Annotated in this window: 12 protein-coding genes and 2 rRNA genes; 4 read left to right on the plus strand and 10 right to left on the minus strand. The window is 57.9% G+C overall.

What is annotated here, in order from left to right:
- Both EGI20_RS11520 and radC read right to left on the minus strand, forming a co-directional pair.
- On the minus strand, positions 1-594 hold a 594-nt coding region (locus EGI20_RS11520), incomplete at its 3' end, for a ribokinase (protein WP_498631579.1).
- Positions 595-778: 184 nt separating this feature from the next.
- A complete protein-coding gene (gene radC / locus EGI20_RS11525; RefSeq protein WP_498630259.1) occupies positions 779-1,456 on the minus strand; it encodes a RadC family protein in 678 nt (225 codons plus the stop codon).
- 142 nt (positions 1,457-1,598) lie between these two features.
- Here radC and coaBC point away from each other — a divergent pair, with 142 nt between their 5' ends.
- Both coaBC and dut read left to right on the plus strand, forming a co-directional pair.
- Positions 1,599-2,789: a bifunctional phosphopantothenoylcysteine decarboxylase/phosphopantothenate--cysteine ligase CoaBC gene (coaBC, locus tag EGI20_RS11530; RefSeq protein ID WP_498631580.1), complete on the plus strand. Its 1,191-nt coding sequence runs from the start codon at positions 1,599-1,601 to the stop codon at positions 2,787-2,789.
- A 10-nt stretch (positions 2,790-2,799) separates the two neighbouring features.
- The gene (gene dut / locus EGI20_RS11535) at positions 2,800-3,252 is read left to right on the plus strand and encodes a dUTP diphosphatase (protein ID WP_498631581.1); all 453 of its coding nucleotides are present in this window, start codon (positions 2,800-2,802) and stop codon (positions 3,250-3,252) included.
- Between the two features lie 285 nt (positions 3,253-3,537).
- Here dut and EGI20_RS11540 read toward each other — a convergent pair whose 3' ends face one another.
- The 5 genes from EGI20_RS11540 to EGI20_RS11560 form a co-directional block, all read right to left on the minus strand.
- Positions 3,538-4,362, minus strand: a complete 825-nt coding sequence (locus EGI20_RS11540) for an ABC transporter permease (RefSeq protein ID WP_498631582.1) — start codon at positions 4,360-4,362, stop codon at positions 3,538-3,540.
- 3 nt (positions 4,363-4,365) lie between these two features.
- Positions 4,366-5,628, minus strand: a complete 1,263-nt coding sequence (locus tag EGI20_RS11545; protein WP_124736627.1) for an ABC transporter permease — start codon at positions 5,626-5,628, stop codon at positions 4,366-4,368.
- A gap of 77 nt (positions 5,629-5,705) precedes the next feature.
- Complete coding sequence (locus EGI20_RS11550; RefSeq protein WP_498631583.1) at positions 5,706-6,740, minus strand: ABC transporter substrate-binding protein; 1,035 nt, start codon at positions 6,738-6,740, stop codon at positions 5,706-5,708.
- A 49-nt stretch (positions 6,741-6,789) separates the two neighbouring features.
- On the minus strand, positions 6,790-7,884 hold the full coding sequence (locus tag EGI20_RS11555) for an ABC transporter ATP-binding protein (protein WP_498631584.1): 1,095 nt from the start codon (positions 7,882-7,884) through the stop codon (positions 6,790-6,792).
- A 230-nt stretch (positions 7,885-8,114) separates the two neighbouring features.
- Complete coding sequence (locus EGI20_RS11560; protein WP_498631585.1) at positions 8,115-12,911, minus strand: NAD-glutamate dehydrogenase; 4,797 nt, start codon at positions 12,909-12,911, stop codon at positions 8,115-8,117.
- 285 nt (positions 12,912-13,196) lie between these two features.
- Between EGI20_RS11560 and EGI20_RS11565 the strand changes: the two genes are divergently transcribed.
- Together EGI20_RS11565 and EGI20_RS11570 are read left to right on the plus strand one after the other, a co-directional pair.
- The gene (locus tag EGI20_RS11565) at positions 13,197-14,000 is read left to right on the plus strand and encodes a transporter substrate-binding domain-containing protein (RefSeq protein ID WP_498631586.1); all 804 of its coding nucleotides are present in this window, start codon (positions 13,197-13,199) and stop codon (positions 13,998-14,000) included.
- A gap of 159 nt (positions 14,001-14,159) precedes the next feature.
- A complete protein-coding gene (locus tag EGI20_RS11570) occupies positions 14,160-15,086 on the plus strand; it encodes a GlxA family transcriptional regulator (protein ID WP_235930146.1) in 927 nt (308 codons plus the stop codon).
- Between the two features lie 43 nt (positions 15,087-15,129).
- Here EGI20_RS11570 and EGI20_RS11575 read toward each other — a convergent pair whose 3' ends face one another.
- From EGI20_RS11575 to EGI20_RS11585, 3 genes are all read right to left on the minus strand, one after another.
- Positions 15,130-17,046: a DNA recombination protein RmuC gene (locus EGI20_RS11575; protein WP_498631588.1), complete on the minus strand. Its 1,917-nt coding sequence runs from the start codon at positions 17,044-17,046 to the stop codon at positions 15,130-15,132.
- A gap of 143 nt (positions 17,047-17,189) precedes the next feature.
- A 5S ribosomal RNA gene (rrf, locus tag EGI20_RS11580) occupies positions 17,190-17,304 on the minus strand.
- 120 nt (positions 17,305-17,424) lie between these two features.
- Positions 17,425-17,826 (minus strand): 23S ribosomal RNA (locus tag EGI20_RS11585); the annotation flags it as partial.

Genomic DNA, 17,826 nt, shown 5'->3' on the forward strand with positions numbered 1-17,826 from the left:
AAATGGCGTCGAGCCCGCATCCATCACGATAGACAGCTCGTGCTCGTTGGGGGTGAGATAGCTCACCTCATCCAGCAAGGCCGGCGGCAAATGTACGGCCGGCGCAGGGTTCAGAATCAGCGGCACGCCATGCTTTTTCGCCAGTGCGGCCGTGGCCGCCACCACGGCCAGCGGCACTTCCAGCTGCGTCAGTACCACATCGGCTGCGGCGATTTCGGCCTCGGCCGCCGCGACATGCTCGGGCGTCAGTGCATGGTTGGCCCCGGCGATCACAATAATATTGTTTTCAGCACCACTGACCGTGATACAGGCGACGCCGCTGGCGACACCTTCAATGGTGTGGACATGGCGCGTATCAACGCCTTCCTTGTTCAGCCCGGCGACAAGGTCGCGGCCAAACAGATCGGAGCCAACACAGCCCACCATCACCACTTCGGCTCCCAGGCGGCTGGCCGCCACGGCCTGATTCGCACCTTTCCCGCCGGGAAAGGTCGCAAAACGCTCACCGCTCAAAGTCTCACCCGGAGCGGGGAAACGCGGGGCCAGCGCCACAAGATCCATATTGATACTGCCAACTACAACCAGCTTGGGCATAGCCTCTCCCTGTTCATCTGATAGGTTCGGGTTGAGGGTAAAAGCTAAAGGGGCGAATATTAAGATATTATTAATTTCATGCCAATCAAAAAGCAGCATTTAAACGCGACGATTGGCATATAACGCAAGTATTTGCACACTATTTAAGAAACAGACGCCCAAATGTACGACTGACTGCGCCAACTCAGCCTAAGCCGCCTTCTTCGGCCAAAGAAGTTGCATGGGCCGCAGTCACCACAAAATGGTCGAGCAAAGCAATATCGACCAGTTCGAGAGCCGACTTGAGCGTTTGCGTCAGCGCCCTGTCTGCCATCGAAGCCTCGGCACGGCCGGATGGATGGTTATGCGCCACGATCAGGGCCGCCGCATTATGAAACAGGGCACGGCGCACAATCTCGCGCGGGTAGACACGCGTCTCGGTCAGCGTGCCGCGAAACACTTCCTCCATCGCAATCACCTGATGCTGTGCATTGAGAAACAGCGCAACAAACACCTCGATATCGCGCGAGCCTATGGCCAGGCGCAGATAGCTGCGTACATCGGCCGGGCTGGACAAGGCATCGCGCTTGGCAAGCGACTCGGCCAGCGCCCGTTGCGCCATCTCCTTTACCGCCATCAGTTGCGCATACTTGGCCTGCCCCAGCCCCGGATGGCGGACAAATTCGCCTTCACTGGCGGCAAACAAGGCCGAAATGGAACCGAAATGCAGCAGCAAGCGCTGGGCCAGCGCCACGGCCGACACCCCTGCCATGCCGGTGCGCAAAAAAATAGCCAACAACTCGGCGTCCGACAAAGCAGCCGCACCGCGCAACAGCAATTTTTCCCGCGGCCTGTCGTCGGCCGGCCAGTGGGCGATGGACATGATGCGGCTCCACAAAGGCAATACCGTTTATTTGTAGCAGGCGCAGCCAAGCTCATGTCATCAGGCACCCAAGCCACACCATATTTCATGGCGAAATCCGGTAAACTTGCGCCATTACCTCCTTAAAAAAAGCAGACCACGCATGACTGCCAAACGCATTCTGCTGGGCGTGACCGGTGGCGTTGCCGCCTACAAGGCCGCCGAGCTTACCCGCTTGTTCGTCAAGGCCGGCCACCATGTAGAAGTGGTGATGACCGAGGCCGCCACCCGCTTTGTGACACCACTCACCTTTCAGGCGCTATCGGGACACGCTGTCTACACCGACTTATGGGACGAAAGACCGGCTGGCGGCATGGCGCACATCGATCTCTCCCGTCGCGCCGACCTGTTCCTGATCGCGCCAGCCAGCGCCGACACGCTGTTCAAACTGGCGCATGGCGCATGCGACAACCTGCTCTCCACCCTGGCGGCCGCCCGCACCTGTCCTTTGGCCGTCGCGCCGGCCATGAATCGCCAGATGTGGGAAAACGCGCCTAACCTGCGCAATGTCGCCCAGCTCAAAGCCGATGGCGTGACTATCTTAGGCCCGGCCTCGGGGGCACAAGCCTGCGGCGAAACCGGTGCAGGGCGCATGCTGGAAGCGGAAGAGATTTTCGAGCTGGCGCTGGGGCTATTTGAACGCAAACAGCTTGCCGGACAGCGGGTATTGATCACCGCCGGCCCGACTTATGAGCCGATAGACACCGTACGCGGCATTACCAATATCAGCTCGGGCAAGATGGGCTATGCGCTGGCCCGCGCCTGTCGCGACGCCGGTGCCGAGGTGACGCTGGTTTCCGGCCCGACCGGCATGCCTGCGCCGCTAGGACTAGCCCGCATTGATGTACAAAGCGCTCGCGAAATGTACAACGCGGTCCTGGCGCATGCCGGACAATGCGATGTTTTTATCGGCGTAGCTGCGGTAGCCGACTATCGAGTCAAGAATCGTGCCGAACACAAGATCAAGAAGGGTGATGGCGCACCGGCACTGGAACTGGAAGAAAATCCCGACATTCTGGCCACCATCGCCGCCCTGCCCGCCGCGCCGTTTTGTGTAGGCTTTGCCGCCGAAAGCCAGAACCTGATTGCGTTTGCCGATGCCAAGCGCCGGCGTAAAAAGCTGCCCTTGCTGGTCGCCAACCTGGCCCAGCACGCCATGGGCGCAGACAGCAACGAAGTCACCCTGCTGGACGACGCCGGCGAGCATCCGCTACCCAGCATGGGCAAGGCGGATGTCGCCCGCGCCATTGTGCAGCACCTGGCCAGCTTGCTGGCCCAAACCAAAAACCAATAAGGACAACACCATGCCATCCGTTATCGACGTCAAAATTCTGGACTCGCGCCTGCAACAAAATCTGCCAGCTTACGCCACCCCCGGCTCCGCCGGCCTGGATCTGCGAGCCGCCATCGACCAGGACCTGCATATCCAACCGGGCGAAACCCGGCTGATTCCGACCGGCATGGCAATCCATATCGCCGACCCCGGCCTTGCCGCCATGATCCTGCCGCGCTCGGGGCTGGGGCACAAGCACGGTATTGTGCTGGGCAATCTGGTGGGCCTGATCGACTCCGACTATCAAGGGCAGTTGTTTGTCTCGGTATGGAACCGCGGGCATGAGGCTTTTTGCCTGACACCGCTGGAGCGCATCGCCCAGATGATCATCGTGCCGGTGGTGCAGGCCAGCTTCAATATCGTTGAAGAATTCGGTGACTCCGAACGCGGCGAAGGCGGCTTTGGCAGTACAGGTAAACATTAAGCCGGTAAAAATTCTGACAGCCCGACCGGGCTGTCTATACTGGCTAGGCCGCCTAAGCGGTGACGGATAGGAAAGGAAGGCGTTGTTGTGATCAGGTTGCGCGTAGTGCTGGCCGCAATGCTTGTGCTGTTTGCAAGTGTTGCCGTATCGGGATGCGCACACATGGACCCTCAACCAGTTAATTGGAGTACGGGCGGAGGCCCTGACAATCCTAGCTGAGGCAGAATCTGCCATCCCTTGTAACTTCTCCCGCCATGGCCGCCCTCAGGGGCGGCCATCTGGTTTTCAGCGTTGCAAAGTACGAATGCGCTCGGCGCGGCCACGCAGCCACTCCAGCGTCAACAATAGCGCAATCGAAAACAGAATCAGCACCGTCGCGGCGGCGGCAATGGCCGGGCTGATGTTTTCCTTGATCCCGCTAAACATCTGCCGCGGCAAGGTCACCTGCTCGGGGCCAGCCAGAAACAGGGTCACCACAACTTCGTCAAACGATGTGGCAAAAGCAAACAACGCCCCCGAAATCACCCCCGGCGCAATCAGCGGCATCACCACGCGACGGAAGGTGGTCAACGGCCCGGCGCCCAGATTGGCGCTGGCCTTCATCAGATTCACGTTAAAACCCTTGAGCGTTGCCGATACGGTAATCACCACAAACGGCACGCCCAATGCAGCATGTACCAGGATCAGGCCGAAGTAATTATTGGTCAGACCCAGCGGCGCCATAAAGAGATAGGCCCCCACCCCGACAATCACCACCGGCACGACCATGGGCGAAATCAGGATGCTCATAATCAGCGACTTGCCGGGAAAATCGCTGCTGGTCAGCCCGACCGCCGCCAGCGTACCCAAGGCGGTCGCAATCAGCGTCGCCGCTGGCGCCACAATAAAGCTGTTCATCAGCGCCCGCGTCCATTCCCCGCTGGTGAAAAACTCCTCGTACCAGCGCAGCGACAATTCCTTGATCGGATAAACCAGGAAGGAGTCGGCCGAAAACGAAAGCGGAATGATCGCCAGCAAGGGGCTGACCAGAAACAGCAGCACCAGAATATTAAAGCCGCGAAACAGGTAGAACCAGACTCTTTCAACAGGGGATGCGTAACTTGGCAACATGGTTTACCCCAGACTTAAGCGGTTAGCGCCGACCAGCCGGCTATACAAGCCGTACAGCAGCAAAGTAGCCAGCAGCAGCAAAGAACCCAAGGCTGCAGCCATGCCCCAGTTGATCGTCACATTGGTGTAAAACGCGACATAGTAGCTGACCATCTGCTCCTGCGGGCTCCCCAAAAGCGCAGGCGTGATGTAGTAGCCTATGCACATGATAAAGACCAGCAAGGCACCGGCGGCTACCCCGGCAATGGTTTGCGGAAAGTAGATCTTCCAGAAAGCGGCAAACGGGTGATCGCCCAGCGAGATCGCGGCGCGCATATAACTGGGTGGGATGCTTTTCATCACGCTATAAGCCGGCAAAATCACAAAGGGCAACAGGATATGCACCATGGCGATGTAGACGCCGGTGCGGTTGAATGCCAGCTCCAGCGGCGCATCCACAATGCCCAGCCAGAGCAGGGCACCGTTAACCAGGCCTTCGGACTGCAATAGCACGATCCACGAAGCAACCCGCACCAGCACCGAAGTCCAGAATGGCAGCAACACCAGAATCATCAGCAGATTGCTCTTGCGAGTCGGCAAGGTAGCCAGCCAGTAGGCCAGCGGATAGCCCAGTGCCAGGCACCACACGGTGACCCAGAAACTCATCCACAGGGTACGGCCGAAAATGGACAGGAAAGCGCGCTCGTCTTCCGGCACCAGTTCGGGCTTGCCATCGGCCCCCTGGCGCAGGTCCAGCGAACTCATCAGATAGTAGGGCGTCCAGCTGCTGCCGTTTCGTGCGATCACTTGCCAGTGGCTGACATCGCCCCAGCGTTCATCCAGCGCGATAAAGGCGTCGCGCGTGCTTTGCCCGGCCTCGGGCGCAAGCGGCATCTTGCGGGCGGTCTTCTGCAGCAGGGAGCGGAAACCGCTCTGCTCCATATTCAGGCGCTTGGCGGCATCGGGAACCGTTTTTTCGGCCTGGGCGCGCTGCAGGTCGCGCGATAGCGCATCATAGACGGCAACGGCCGGCAGGCTCTTGCCATCCCAGGGCTTCAGAGCCTGTGTCGTTTCGCGCAGTACGCTGACTACCTCCGGGTTGTCGACACTGCGTGTCAGCAAGGTGGCAATCGGCACCAGAAAGGTCAGCAACAAAAACAGCGCCAGCGGCAACACCAGCAGCAAGGCCTTAAGCTGGCGCATACGCCGCTGTTGCTGCAAACGCGTCTTGAGCGGCACGCCATCTGCCGCCGTGAGCGGCGTATTCATGGAAAAGCTTTCAGACATGGGAATACCCGACAGGATCAGGGCGCCTTAACGGCACCGCAAAAACGGCCGCAGCGCGTGCTGCGGCCGGCCTTGAATCAACGCGCAGCCCAAGCGTTGAAGCGCTGTTCCAGATCCTCGCCGTTATCTACCCAGAAGCCGACATCAATCGCCAGCGCACCCTTCAGGTTGGCAGGGTCGGTCGGCAAATTGGCGGCGACCTTGGCCGGCAACAGTTTGATAGCCTTGGTATTGGTCGGGCCGTACGCAATCTGGCTGGCGTAGTTCTTTTGCTGCTCCGCCTTGCTGGCAAAGGCGATGAACTGGGTCGACTCGGCCGATTTGGCACTCTTGGGAATGGCCCAGGAATCAACGTCGTAAATACTCTGGTTCCACACCACCTTCAGGTTCTTGCCGTCTTTTTGTGCGGCATCGATGCGGCCGTTGTAGGCCGAGCTCATCACCACATCACCGGAAGCCAGGAACTGCGGCGGCTGCGCACCGGCTTCCCACCACTGGATATGTGGCTTGAGCTGGGTCAGCATCTTGAAAGCGCGGTCAACACCGGCCTTGGTGCCCAACACCTTGTACACTTGATTGGCCGGCACGCCATCGGCCATCAGCGCAAACTCCAGCGTGTACTTGGCCCCCTTGCGCAGGCCACGCTTGCCGGGGAATTTCTTCACATCCCAGAAATCTTTCCAGCTGGTCGGTGCCACCTTGAGCTTGTCGGCGTTGTAGGCCATTGCCGTCGACCAGACAAAAATACCCACGCCGCACTCGGACACCGCCGGCTTGACGAAATCGGCCTTGTTACCCACCTTGGCCCAGTTGATTTTCTCGAACAGCCCTTCCTCACAACCGCGCAACAGCTCCGGCGACTCGACTTCGACCACATCCCATGTTGCCTTTCCGGCATCCACCATGGCCTTGATCTTGGCCATTTCGCCGTTGTAATCGCCGGCCGTCACCTCGATGCCGCTGGTCTTTTCAAACGGCTGGTAAAAAGCCACTTCCTGCGCCGCCTTGTTGGCGCCACCAAAAGAAATCACGGTAATCGACTTGCCTGCCAGGGCCGGCAAAGCAAAACCGGCGATCACGGCCAGTGCCACACTTTTCTTGATCATATTCATTGCTCTCTCCTTGCTGTTGTTTGATTTTGTGCTTATTTTTTCCCGCCACTCAGGCTGCCAGCGCATCCAGCGCCCGCACATCGCGTGCCATCCAGCCTACATCCATCATGTCGCCCACCTGCCAGCTGGCATCTATTTCGCCTACCGGCACCTTGACGATAAAGCCACCCTGCCCGGCCACCTCCATGCGCAAGCGCACGTGATCACCCAGATAGATAAACTCCATCAGCCTGGCTTGCAGCCGGTTTTCACAGCCTGCAGCCGCAGCATTCAGACGCACCCGCTCCGGGCGAACCGACATTGATGTCACCTCGCCCGAGCCAAGCATGGCCACACGCCGCGCCTTGACCAGTGCACCATCATGCAGGCGTACATCACACAACTCACCAGCCAGATCCACCACTTCGCCGCGCAGGGTATTGTTTTCGCCAATAAAGTTGGCCACAAAAGAGTTGGCCGGCGACTCGTACAAGGTACTGGCGGTGTCGATCTGCTGGATAATGCCGTCCTTGAATACGGCGACGCGGTCGGACATGGTCAGCGCCTCGCCCTGGTCATGGGTGACATACACCACCGTCACGCCCAGACGCTCATGCAAATGCTTGATTTCCAGCTGCATATGCTCGCGTAACTGCTTGTCCAATGCGCCCAAGGGCTCATCCATCAATACCAGCTTGGGCTCGAACACCAGCGCCCGTGCCAGTGCGACACGCTGCTGCTGGCCACCGGAAAGTTGCCCCGGGTAGCGGTGCCCCAGACTCTCCAGCCTGACCATGGCCAGCCCGTTTTTGACCCTGTCGGCAATCTCGCTCTTGCCCATCTTGCGCAAGGTCAAGGGGTAGGCAAGGTTCTCCGCCACCGTCATATGCGGAAACAGCGCATAGTTCTGAAACACCATGCCGATATTGCGTTTATGTGGCGGGATGTGGTTGAGCAGCTTGCCATCGAAATGGATTTCGCCGTGGCTGGGCGTCTCGAAGCCGGCCAGCATCATCAGGCAGGTGGTTTTACCCGAACCGGAGGGTCCGAGCAGAGTCAGGAATTCGCCGCGGCGGATGTCTAGATCCAGATTTTTGACAATCAATGATTCGCCGTCGTAGCTTTTTTGTACGCCACGAAAACTGACCAGTACTTCATCCGCCATGCTGTCTCCTGTTCCATTTTGTTCCGCAAAGCGGAACTTAGTTTTACTTTTACAAAAACTACCGCCAGCATGAGCCCAAGTAAAGAGTCTTTACTCCATTGCGGACGTAATGCCCGAAAACTGTTGCATATTTGTCAGACGCAGCGACTCCCGAGACACGACAATAAAAAAGGGCCTGCTCTTTCGAGCAGGCCCTTGCCTTTGATGCCGGTTCACCCCGGCTTATTCGCTTAATTCAGCAAATGGTTGTTCAGCTCGCGCATGCCGGCCGACAGCATGGCCAGATCCAGCGATTCGAAGGTTTGCAGTTCGGCAAACATCTGCTGACACTGCTCGACATTCACCGCACGCGCTTCCAGCCAGCAATGGGCAAAATCGCCTTCAATCCCAGCATCCAGCGCCAACTGCGCCAGGCGGCGATGCATACGGTACAGGTCGTCGCGCAAGGCCGAACGTGCCAGCGATTGCCAACGGTTTTCGCGCGGCAAGCGGGTGATCGCGTCACACAGCCAGTCCAGCTGCAATTCTCGTCCCAGCGTGAAATAACCGGCCGCCAGATCTTCCAGCGCCCTGTCACTGCCCTCCCCGATTTCGATGATATCCATCAACGGCACGGCAAACGCCAGACGCGCAAGCACCTGTGCCAACTGTTGCGGCATACCCTCTACCGCCATGCGCGCTTCCAGAGCGGCCACTTGCGGATAAACCGTTGCATCGATCAGCTGCGGCAGGCTTTGCAGCAGGGTCTGCACCTTGTCGGCATAGCGTTCGATCTGTGCGCTCACTGCGCCAAACGGACGGCGGTTACGCAGCACCCAGCGCGTAACACGCTCGATCAGGGTACGCACCAGCACCATCATCTCGACCTGCAACTCGGCCGGTACGCGGTTATCCAGCGCCTCGATTTCACACCACAACTTCTCGGCGTCAAATACATGGCTGGCAATCCACCAGGCGCGCGCGATATCGCAAGCCGGCAGCGGGGTTTCTTCCTTCAGGCGGAACATGAAGGTCGTACCCATGCGGTTGACGATACGGTTGGCCAGCTGGTTGGCAATGATTTCGCGCTTGAGATAATGCGACTTCATCGCCTCGCCAAAGCGCACCTTGAGCGGCCCGGGGAAGTAATCGACCAGAATCGGCAGAAAGTCAGCATCGTCCGGCAGATCGGAGGCCAGCAGCGCCTGATCCAGCGTGATCTTGCTATAGGCCAAAAGCACCGCCACTTCCGGCGTAGTCAGGCCAGATCGCAAGGCGCGACGCTCGGCCAGTTGGGCATCGGTCGGCAGATATTCCAGCGCACGGTTGATCTCGCCGGCTTTTTCCATCGCCAGCATCATGCGCGTCTGCGCACCCAGCATCTGCGGTGCATTCAGGCGATTGACCGCCAGAATCTGCGTCTGCAGATAGTTGTTGCGCAACACCAGATGGCCGACTTCATCCGTCATTTCCGCCAGCAGTTCATTACGCTGCTTAAGGGTCATATCGCCCTGCTGCATCACGCCGCCCAGCAGGATCTTGATATTCACCTCATGGTCGGAGCAGTCAACGCCGGCCGAATTGTCGATCGCGTCAGTGCAGATCAGGCCGCCCTTGAGGGCAAACTCGATACGGCCTTTTTGCGTACAACCCAGATTACCGCCCTCGCCCACCACCTTGACGTTGAGCTCGCTGCCGTTGACGCGCAATGCATCAGTCGCACGGTCGCGCACATCGGCGTGGCTCTCGCTTGTTGCCTTGACGTAAGTACCGATACCGCCGTTGTAAAGCAGGTCGGCTTCGGCCTTGAGGATCTCGTGAATCAGCTCGGACGGCGCCATGCTCTCGCGCTCGGTCTTAAGCCAGGTACGCACTTCTGCCGACAACGGGATGGACTTGGCTGAACGCTCGAAGATGCCGCCGCCAGCCGAAATCAGCTCGCGCTGGTAATCGGTCCACGACGAACGTGGCAGATTAAACAGGCGGGCACGCTCGGCAAAGCTGGTGCTGGCTACCGGATTCGGATCAAGGAAAATATGCAGATGGTTGAACGCGGCCTTCAGGCAGATATGCTCGGACAAGAGCATGCCATTGCCGAAGACGTCACCAGCCATATCGCCAATACCGATCACGCTAAAGTCTTCGCTCTGGATATCCGTGCCCAGATGGCGGAAGTGGCGCTTGACCGCTTCCCATGCCCCGCGTGCGGTAATGCCCATGCCCTTGTGGTCGTAGCCGGCCGAGCCGCCGGAGGCAAAAGCGTCGCCCAGCCAGAAGCCGTACTGTGCCGAAACGCCATTGGCGATATCGGAGAAGCTGGCCGTCCCCTTGTCGGCAGCCACCACCAGATAAGGATCATCCGCATCCAGACGTACCACCTGCTGTGGCGGCACGATCTGCCCGCTCACCAGGTTATCGGTCAAGTCGAGCAAGGCCGAGATGAACAGTTTGTAGCAGGCAATGCCCTCGGCCATAAAGGCCTCGCGTTCGGAAGCTGCCGGCAACTGCTTGCAGACGAAACCGCCTTTGGAACCCATGGGCACAATCACCGAGTTCTTCACCATCTGTGCCTTGACCAGGCCCAGTACCTCGGTACGGAAGTCTTCCATGCGGTCAGACCAGCGCAAACCGCCACGCGCAACCTTGGAGCCGCGCAAATGCACGCCCTCGACACGCGGGCTGTATACCCAGATCTCGAACAACGGGCGCGGCTGCGGCAGGAATGGTATCTCCGATGACTCGAGCTTGAACGACACATAGGACTTGGTCTGCCCCTCTGCATCCGCCTGCCAGAAATTGGTACGGCGGGTCGCCATAATCACGGTCAGGAAACCGTTGAGAATGCGGTCTTCGTCCAGATTGGACACCTTATCCAGCATGCCCTTCAGTTCGCTGCACAATGCCTCGGCCCGCGCGCTATCCTGCTGTACCGGCGCCAGTCTGGCTGCGAACAGTTCGACCAGCTTGCGGGTAATCTGCGGGTAATTGGCTACGCACTGTTCGATATAGGCCTGGCTAAAAGTCAGGCCGGCCTGGCGCAGATACTTGGCCAGCGCACGCACCAGTGTAATTTCACGCCAGTTAAGCCCGGCCAAGAGTGCCAGTCGGTTGAAACCGTCGCTCTCGCAACGCCCGGCAAACACTTCAGCCAGCAGCTGCTGGAAGTCCTGCTGGACGTCTTCATCCGCCATCTGCGCATAGGCTGCGCCCAGCTCCAGACCGAAATCGGAAATCCACACCATGCGGCCATCGGCACGCTCGATACGGTAGGGGTGCTCGTCCTGCACCTTAACGCCCATGTTTTCCAGAATGGGCATGCTGGCCGACAGGCCCAGCGGCGCATCACTACGGAACAGTTTCAGGTTGAACTGCTGGGAAGCGCGATGGAAGGGGCGATACAGCTTGATCGCCAGCGGCTGTTGGCTGCTGACCTGCGTAATATGCTGAATATCATGCACGGCACTGCGCACACTGAATTCTTCGCGGTAAGCCAGCGGGAATGCCGACTGGTAAAGGCCGAACAAGGCATTACCCTGCTCCTCGCCATGCGCTTCGGTCAGTTGCACCGACAACTCGTCAACCCAGCCGCGCACGACGCGGGCAATTTCCTGCTCGACATCGCTCTCGCGATACGCCGGCAGGTCTGCCGCCTGAGTGCGGATAATGTAATGCACCCGCGCCAGCACGCCATCACCGATTTGCACACTGAACTCGGCCGCATTGCCGTTAAAGGCCGCCAGCAATACTTTCTCGATTTTGAGCCGGACTTCGGTACTAAAGCTGTCACGCGGCACATACACCAAGCAGCTGACATAACGATGGTATCTATCCTTGCGTACAAACAGGCGCACGCGCGGACGCTCCTGCAGATTGACGATGCCCTCGGCAATCGGCAGCAGGGTTTCCGCCTCAATCTCGAACAGCTCGTCACGCGGATAAGTTTCCAGCACAAAACTCAGAGTCTTGGCCTTGTAACTGTTGTCGACAAAATCGCAACTCTCGGTCACATAGGCCAGCTTCTCGCGTAGGATAGGAATCTCCTGCAGCGGCGCCTGATAGGCACTGGCAGTATACAAACCCAGCAAGCGCGACTCGCCCACCACTTCACCGGCGGCGTTAAAACGCTTGATGCCGACAAAGTCCATATACGCCGGACGATGGATGATGGAGCGCGACTGCGACTTGTTCAGCACGATACGCTGCGGCAGATGCGCCAGCTCGCGCAGCGCTTGCGGCAGCGCTTCGAAACTGGCGGAATACTCCTTGCTACCCTGGTCTTCCAGTATGCCCAGACCCGAGTCCTTGACGATCTTCAGACTGTCCTTGCCATCACGCTTGACCAGGTCATAACTGCAGTAACCCATAAACAGGAAATGATTGGCCGCCATCCACTCGAGAAAAGCCCGACCCTCCTGCCCCTGCTCACCTTGCCCGGCCAGCTCTTCGCACAAGGCCTTCACCCGCTCACGCATCACAGGCTCATCGCGCACCACCAACTGGATGCTGGACAGCACCTGCGTCAACTCTTGCTGCAAAGCATGCAGTCGCGTCTCGTCGCTGACGCGATCCATCTGCACATGAATCAGCGACTCCAGCGGCAAGCTGCGGTCTTCGGTGCGCTTAAGCGCTTGCAACTGGCCTGAGGCATCACGCGCCACCGCGACCACCGGATGCACCAGCAAATGCAGGTTCAGGCTATGGCGCGCCAGGAACATCGCGACCGAGTCAATCAGAAAAGGCATATCGTCGTTGACGATCTCGATCACGCTATGCGTGCTTTGCCAGCCATCACGCTCGAAATCCGGATTGTAAATACGGACTTTGACCTGCCCTGGCTGGCGCTGCCCGGCAAACTCGTAATGCGCCATCGCCACACCGACCAGATCCTGCGCACTCTGGCGCGACAGGTCGGCATACTCGGTTTCTTCGAAATAAATAGGGAAAAAAGGAAGCAGTTGATCGGACTCGGCAGAAGAGAGCTTCTGTCTGGCCAGTCCCTGGATATCGGCAATCAGGCGGACAAGTTCGGTCTTGTTGCTAAACGACATGGAGCTTCCCTTTGTTGTATGGTCACTGGGTAGTGTCGACGCATTGTAGATGCTGCTCCAATAAGCGCATTCTTGTTTTGCGACACGCATGTATACATACCCAGAAGTGCAATTCGTACGCATGAATGCTAACCATAGCCAAAGACCGATGAAACTTCGTGCCCGGCAAAGCGTGATACATACCCATACAGGAAATAACGCGTTAAAATCGCCGCCCCTGAGCTGTCCAGAATCAATAGCCCCGTTCAAGACAAATGGCACAAGCCGGATCAATATGGAGATAGAATGAGACGTTTTTCCGGCCTGCTGGCTTGGCTATGGCTACTACCGACCATCGCCTACGGGGCACCCGTCCTACGCTTCGGTGTCGATCTCAACTACCCCCCTTTTTCCTGGCAGGACAAACAGGGGCAAGCGCAAGGTTTCGATATCGATATCGCCTATGCGCTGTGTCAGGCACTTGAAGTACGCTGCCTGATCGTCCCTCAGGATTGGGATGGCTTGATCCCGGCACTCAAGGCAGGAAAGTTCGACGCCATCCTATCATCCATGCAGATCACGCCGGAACGCATGCGCCAGGTTGACTTCAGTGACAAGTATTACAACATGCCCAGTCGGCTGATCAGCCGCAAACATGGCCAGACAGAGGCCGGCACGTGGCGCGCTAAGCGCATCGGTGTGCTGGAGTCCTCGGCTCAGGAAAACTTTGCCCGTGCGCGCTGGGGCAAACAGCAAGCCAGAATCATCAGCTATAGCGAAATCAGCGATGCCTTCCTTGCCTTACAGCAAGGCAGGCTTGATGCCGTGTTTGTCGATAGTGCAGTAGGCGAGCAGGCGTTTCTAAGCAAGCAAGGTGGACGCGATTTTGCCTTTACCGGCGACAGTTTTTCCGATCCGGCCTACTTTGGCCCGGGCGCCGGCATTGCCGTGAAGAAGGGAAACCATGCCTTAAGGCTCAAACTGAATCAGGCATTGCAAAAAATCAGACAAAACGGGCGCTATCATAAAATACAAAACAAATATTTCGGCTTCGATATCTACGGTGACAGGCCACAAGCTAAAGTGATCGCACCGGAAACGACACATTAAACGTACAATAGTCGTATTACCTTGTCGCAAGGCTGAACTAGCAGGCAAGCTTGATCCTTAACCAATGCTCACACCGGTTACCCCGAATTCATGGTTTCCCCTAAGTCACAGGCAAATAAACAGCTCCGTTACGGCTTTCTGCTGCTTCCGAATGCTTCGATGGCTAATCTGGCCATTGCCACGGAAGTGCTGGTCGCAGCCAATCAGCTGGCAGAAAAACGCTGTTACGAGTATCTGACTCTCTCGCTCGATGGTGCAGCGGTAACGCTGCTCAACGGCCAAAAGCTGGAGGTTGATCTTCCCCTGCTCAACGCGCCACGACTGGATGCCCTGTTTGTCTTGGCGGGCGATACACATGGGGAAATAGCGGTAGAAGAACTGGCGCGTGCAGCCGCCCTGCCCGGCAACGACAAGATGCTGATTGTCGGTATCGGTTGCGGCAGCTATTGGCTGGCTCGCGCCGGGCTCTTGTCCGGCTATCGCGCCACCATACACTGGCAAGAAATCAACCGCCTGACCGACGAGTTTTCCGATGTTATCGTGTCAGGAAATCTCTATGAAACCGACCGCAACCGTGCCAGTTGCGCCGGTGGAGCGGCTACGCTGGATTTTATGGTGACGCTTGTTTCCGGACTGCTGGGCAGCGAGTTTGCCTCGCGCCTGTCCGAACTCTTCAGCATGGAACGTATCCGCCCGGGCAACGAGCGCCAGCGTATTCCGCTGGTCACCCGTATCGGCGGCAGCCAGCCCAAGCTAACCGAAGCGGTCAGCCTGATGGAAGCCAATATCGAAGAGCCGCTATCAACTGACGATATTGCCTTTTATGTCGGCGTTTCGCGCCGCCAGCTTGAGCGTCTGTTCAAGCAATACTTGAGTACCGTTCCATCCAAGTACTATCTGGAACTGCGCTTGAACCGTGCCCGGCAATTACTGCAACAAACCTCCAAGTCCATCGTACAAATCGGTCTGGCTTGCGGTTTTTCCAGCGGGCCGCACTTCTCCAGCACCTATCGCAGCCACTTCAATATCACGCCGCGCGAAGAGCGCTCGCAGCGTGCCTTGCACCATGTAGCAGCTCAATCCTGACGCCTGTAATGCGCGCGGGCAGCGCAGCAAGCGCGACGCCCGCTCAGGAGCTTCCCAATGCGGTCGCATCCTGCGGCAGCGTCAATTCTTCCTGTAAACGGGCACGCTCCAGATGGCTGGCCTCGATCTGCTTGGTCGAGCTAATGCCCAGTTCCTTAAGCTGCCCGGCCTTGCCTATCATATTGTTGTTGCCATGACTCAGGCGCCGGTTAGCCGATTCAAAACTGTCCTGAGCCTGACGCAAACGCGTACCCAGCTTGTCAAAGTCGGCAACAAACGCACAGATGCTTTCATACAACTGGGTACCACACTTCACAATGGCCTCAGTCTGGCGGTTGCGCTTCTCCTGACGCCACAGATGGGACACGGTACGCACGACCGACATCAGCGTGGACGGGCTGACCAGCAGCACGTTTTTATCCCATGCCTCGCGGAACAACTCCCTGTCCTGCGTCACCGCCAGCATAAAGGCAGGCTCGACCGGCAGGAACATCAACACAAAATCAATCGCATCCAGCCCGTGCAGCTTCTGGTACTCGCGTAAAGACAGACCCTTGAGGTGGCTGCGCACCGAGGCTAAGTGGGCGGCCAGCGCGATCGTGCGCTCGGCATCGGTTTCTGCCGCCACATAACGGGTGTAATCGACCAGCGACACCTTGGCATCAATCACCAGATTCCGCCCTTCGGGCAAGCGCAGTACCACGTCCGGCTGCGCCCGGCTGCCATCATCGCGCGTATAACTTGCCTGCTCGAAAAACTCGACACCGGCACTCAAGCCCAATTGCTCAAGCAAATCCTTGAGAATCAGTTCGCCCCAGTTCCCTTGTGCTTTATTGTCGCCCTTGAGCGCACGGCTCAGGTTTCTGGCTTCCTGGCTCAAAGTCTTGTTAAGGCTGGCCAGCATTTCGACTTGGCTTTTCAGCTCGCTACGCCCCTTGCCTTCCTCGACATAGACCTGCTCGACCTTGGCCTTGAACCCGTCAATCTGGGTCTTAAGCGGGCCGAGTAAAGTATCGAGGTTCTGTTGATTCTGCTCGGCAAAACGCTGACTTTTGGCTTCAAAAATCTGCTGGGCCAGATTTTCAAACTGGGTCGACATGGCTTCTCGTGCTTCGGCAAGCAAGGCCAGTTGTTTGCCGGCACTCTCGCGATCCGCATCCAGCTGGGTTTTTAATGCTGCCAGTTCGCTTTCCAGCGCATGACGCGCAAGCGCGGCGCTGTCCCGCTGCACTTGCATCAGTGCCAGACGCTCAGCCAGACCCTGGCTATCGGTTTGCGCAGCGGCAAGCATCGCCTTGGCTCGCCCCAGTTCTTCACGCAGCGTAGCCTGTTGAGTCGCCAGATCATCACGCGCACTCAGTGCCGCCTTCAGTTGCGCGGGCACTTCAAGCAGGGACTCAAGCCGCCCCTGCAAAGCGGCCTGACTGGCTCCAGCATCAGACAAAGCCTGTTGCATGGTGGCAAGCTCGGACTCTAGGCCATCGCGACGCCGGCCGGCCTCGGCCTGTTGCTGCAGCAACTGTTCCTGCGCCTCTTGCAATGCCTGCAGCCTCGCGGAGGTTCCGGCATGGCGCTCGCGCTCGGCAGACAAGGCAGCTGCATACTGCTGGCAAGACTTGCGCTCACTCGCCATCGCCTGCTCGTAAGCCGATAGCTGCGACTGCAGGACGGGCACTTGGCGCGCCCTCTCCTCGAACTGTACGCGTGCCTGCAGTTGTCCTTCCAATAAGCCTGTTACACGGGCAAGCTCAAGCTGCCCTTGCTCGATATCATCCTGAGCCTTAGCCAACTGTGCCTGTTGTGCCGCTATCTGCTGCACCTGCAGTGCCTTCTCGGTTGCCGACATGGCCGTGGCCTGCTCGACTGCGGCCGAAATTTTACTCCGCCCCAACATCATGGAGAGCGCAATACCGGCAAATAATCCCAAGAATACGGCCAGTAATAGAACTGCACTTTGCACAATTTCTCCCCAAAGATGAGCCTAATTTAGTCGCTCAGTTTAACAGCAATTAAAACATTCATTTCTGCAGGCCAAAAAACGCAGCAAAGCAGAACGCAAAAACCCCCGACCTTGAATCAAGGTCGGGGGTTTTCTAATGGGGCGTCTGGCGGTGTCCTACTTTCACATGGCGAATGCCACACTATCATCGGCGCTAAGGTGTTTCACGGTCCTGTTCGGGATGGGAAGGCGTGGGACCACCTCGCTATGGCCACCAGACATTAACTTGTCAAATTGTAGAAACCGAAATTAAACACCCAGACCACTTCTTTCTCTGGATGCCTTGGTAGAAGTATTGCTTCGCAACTCTGCTTATCTTAGCAAAGCCACTCAAATGATAGGATCAAGCCTCACGAGCAATTAGTATCGGTTAGCTTCATGCCTCACAGCACTTCCACACCCGACCTATCAACGTCCTGGTCTCGAACGACTCTTCAGGAGGATCAAGTCCTCAGGGAAGTCTCATCTTCAGGCGAGTTTCGCGCTTAGATGCTTTCAGCGCTTATCTCTTCCGAACTTAGCTACCCGGCAATGCCACTGGCGTGACAACCGGTACACCAGAGGTTCGTCCACTCCGGTCCTCTCGTACTAGGAGCAGCCCCCGTCAAACTTCCAACGCCCACTGCAGATAGGGACCAAACTGTCTCACGACGTTTTGAACCCAGCTCACGTACCACTTTAAATGGCGAACAGCCATACCCTTGGGACCGGCTACAGCCCCAGGATGTGATGAGCCGACAT

This window comes from Aquitalea sp. S1-19 (assembly GCF_024343515.1).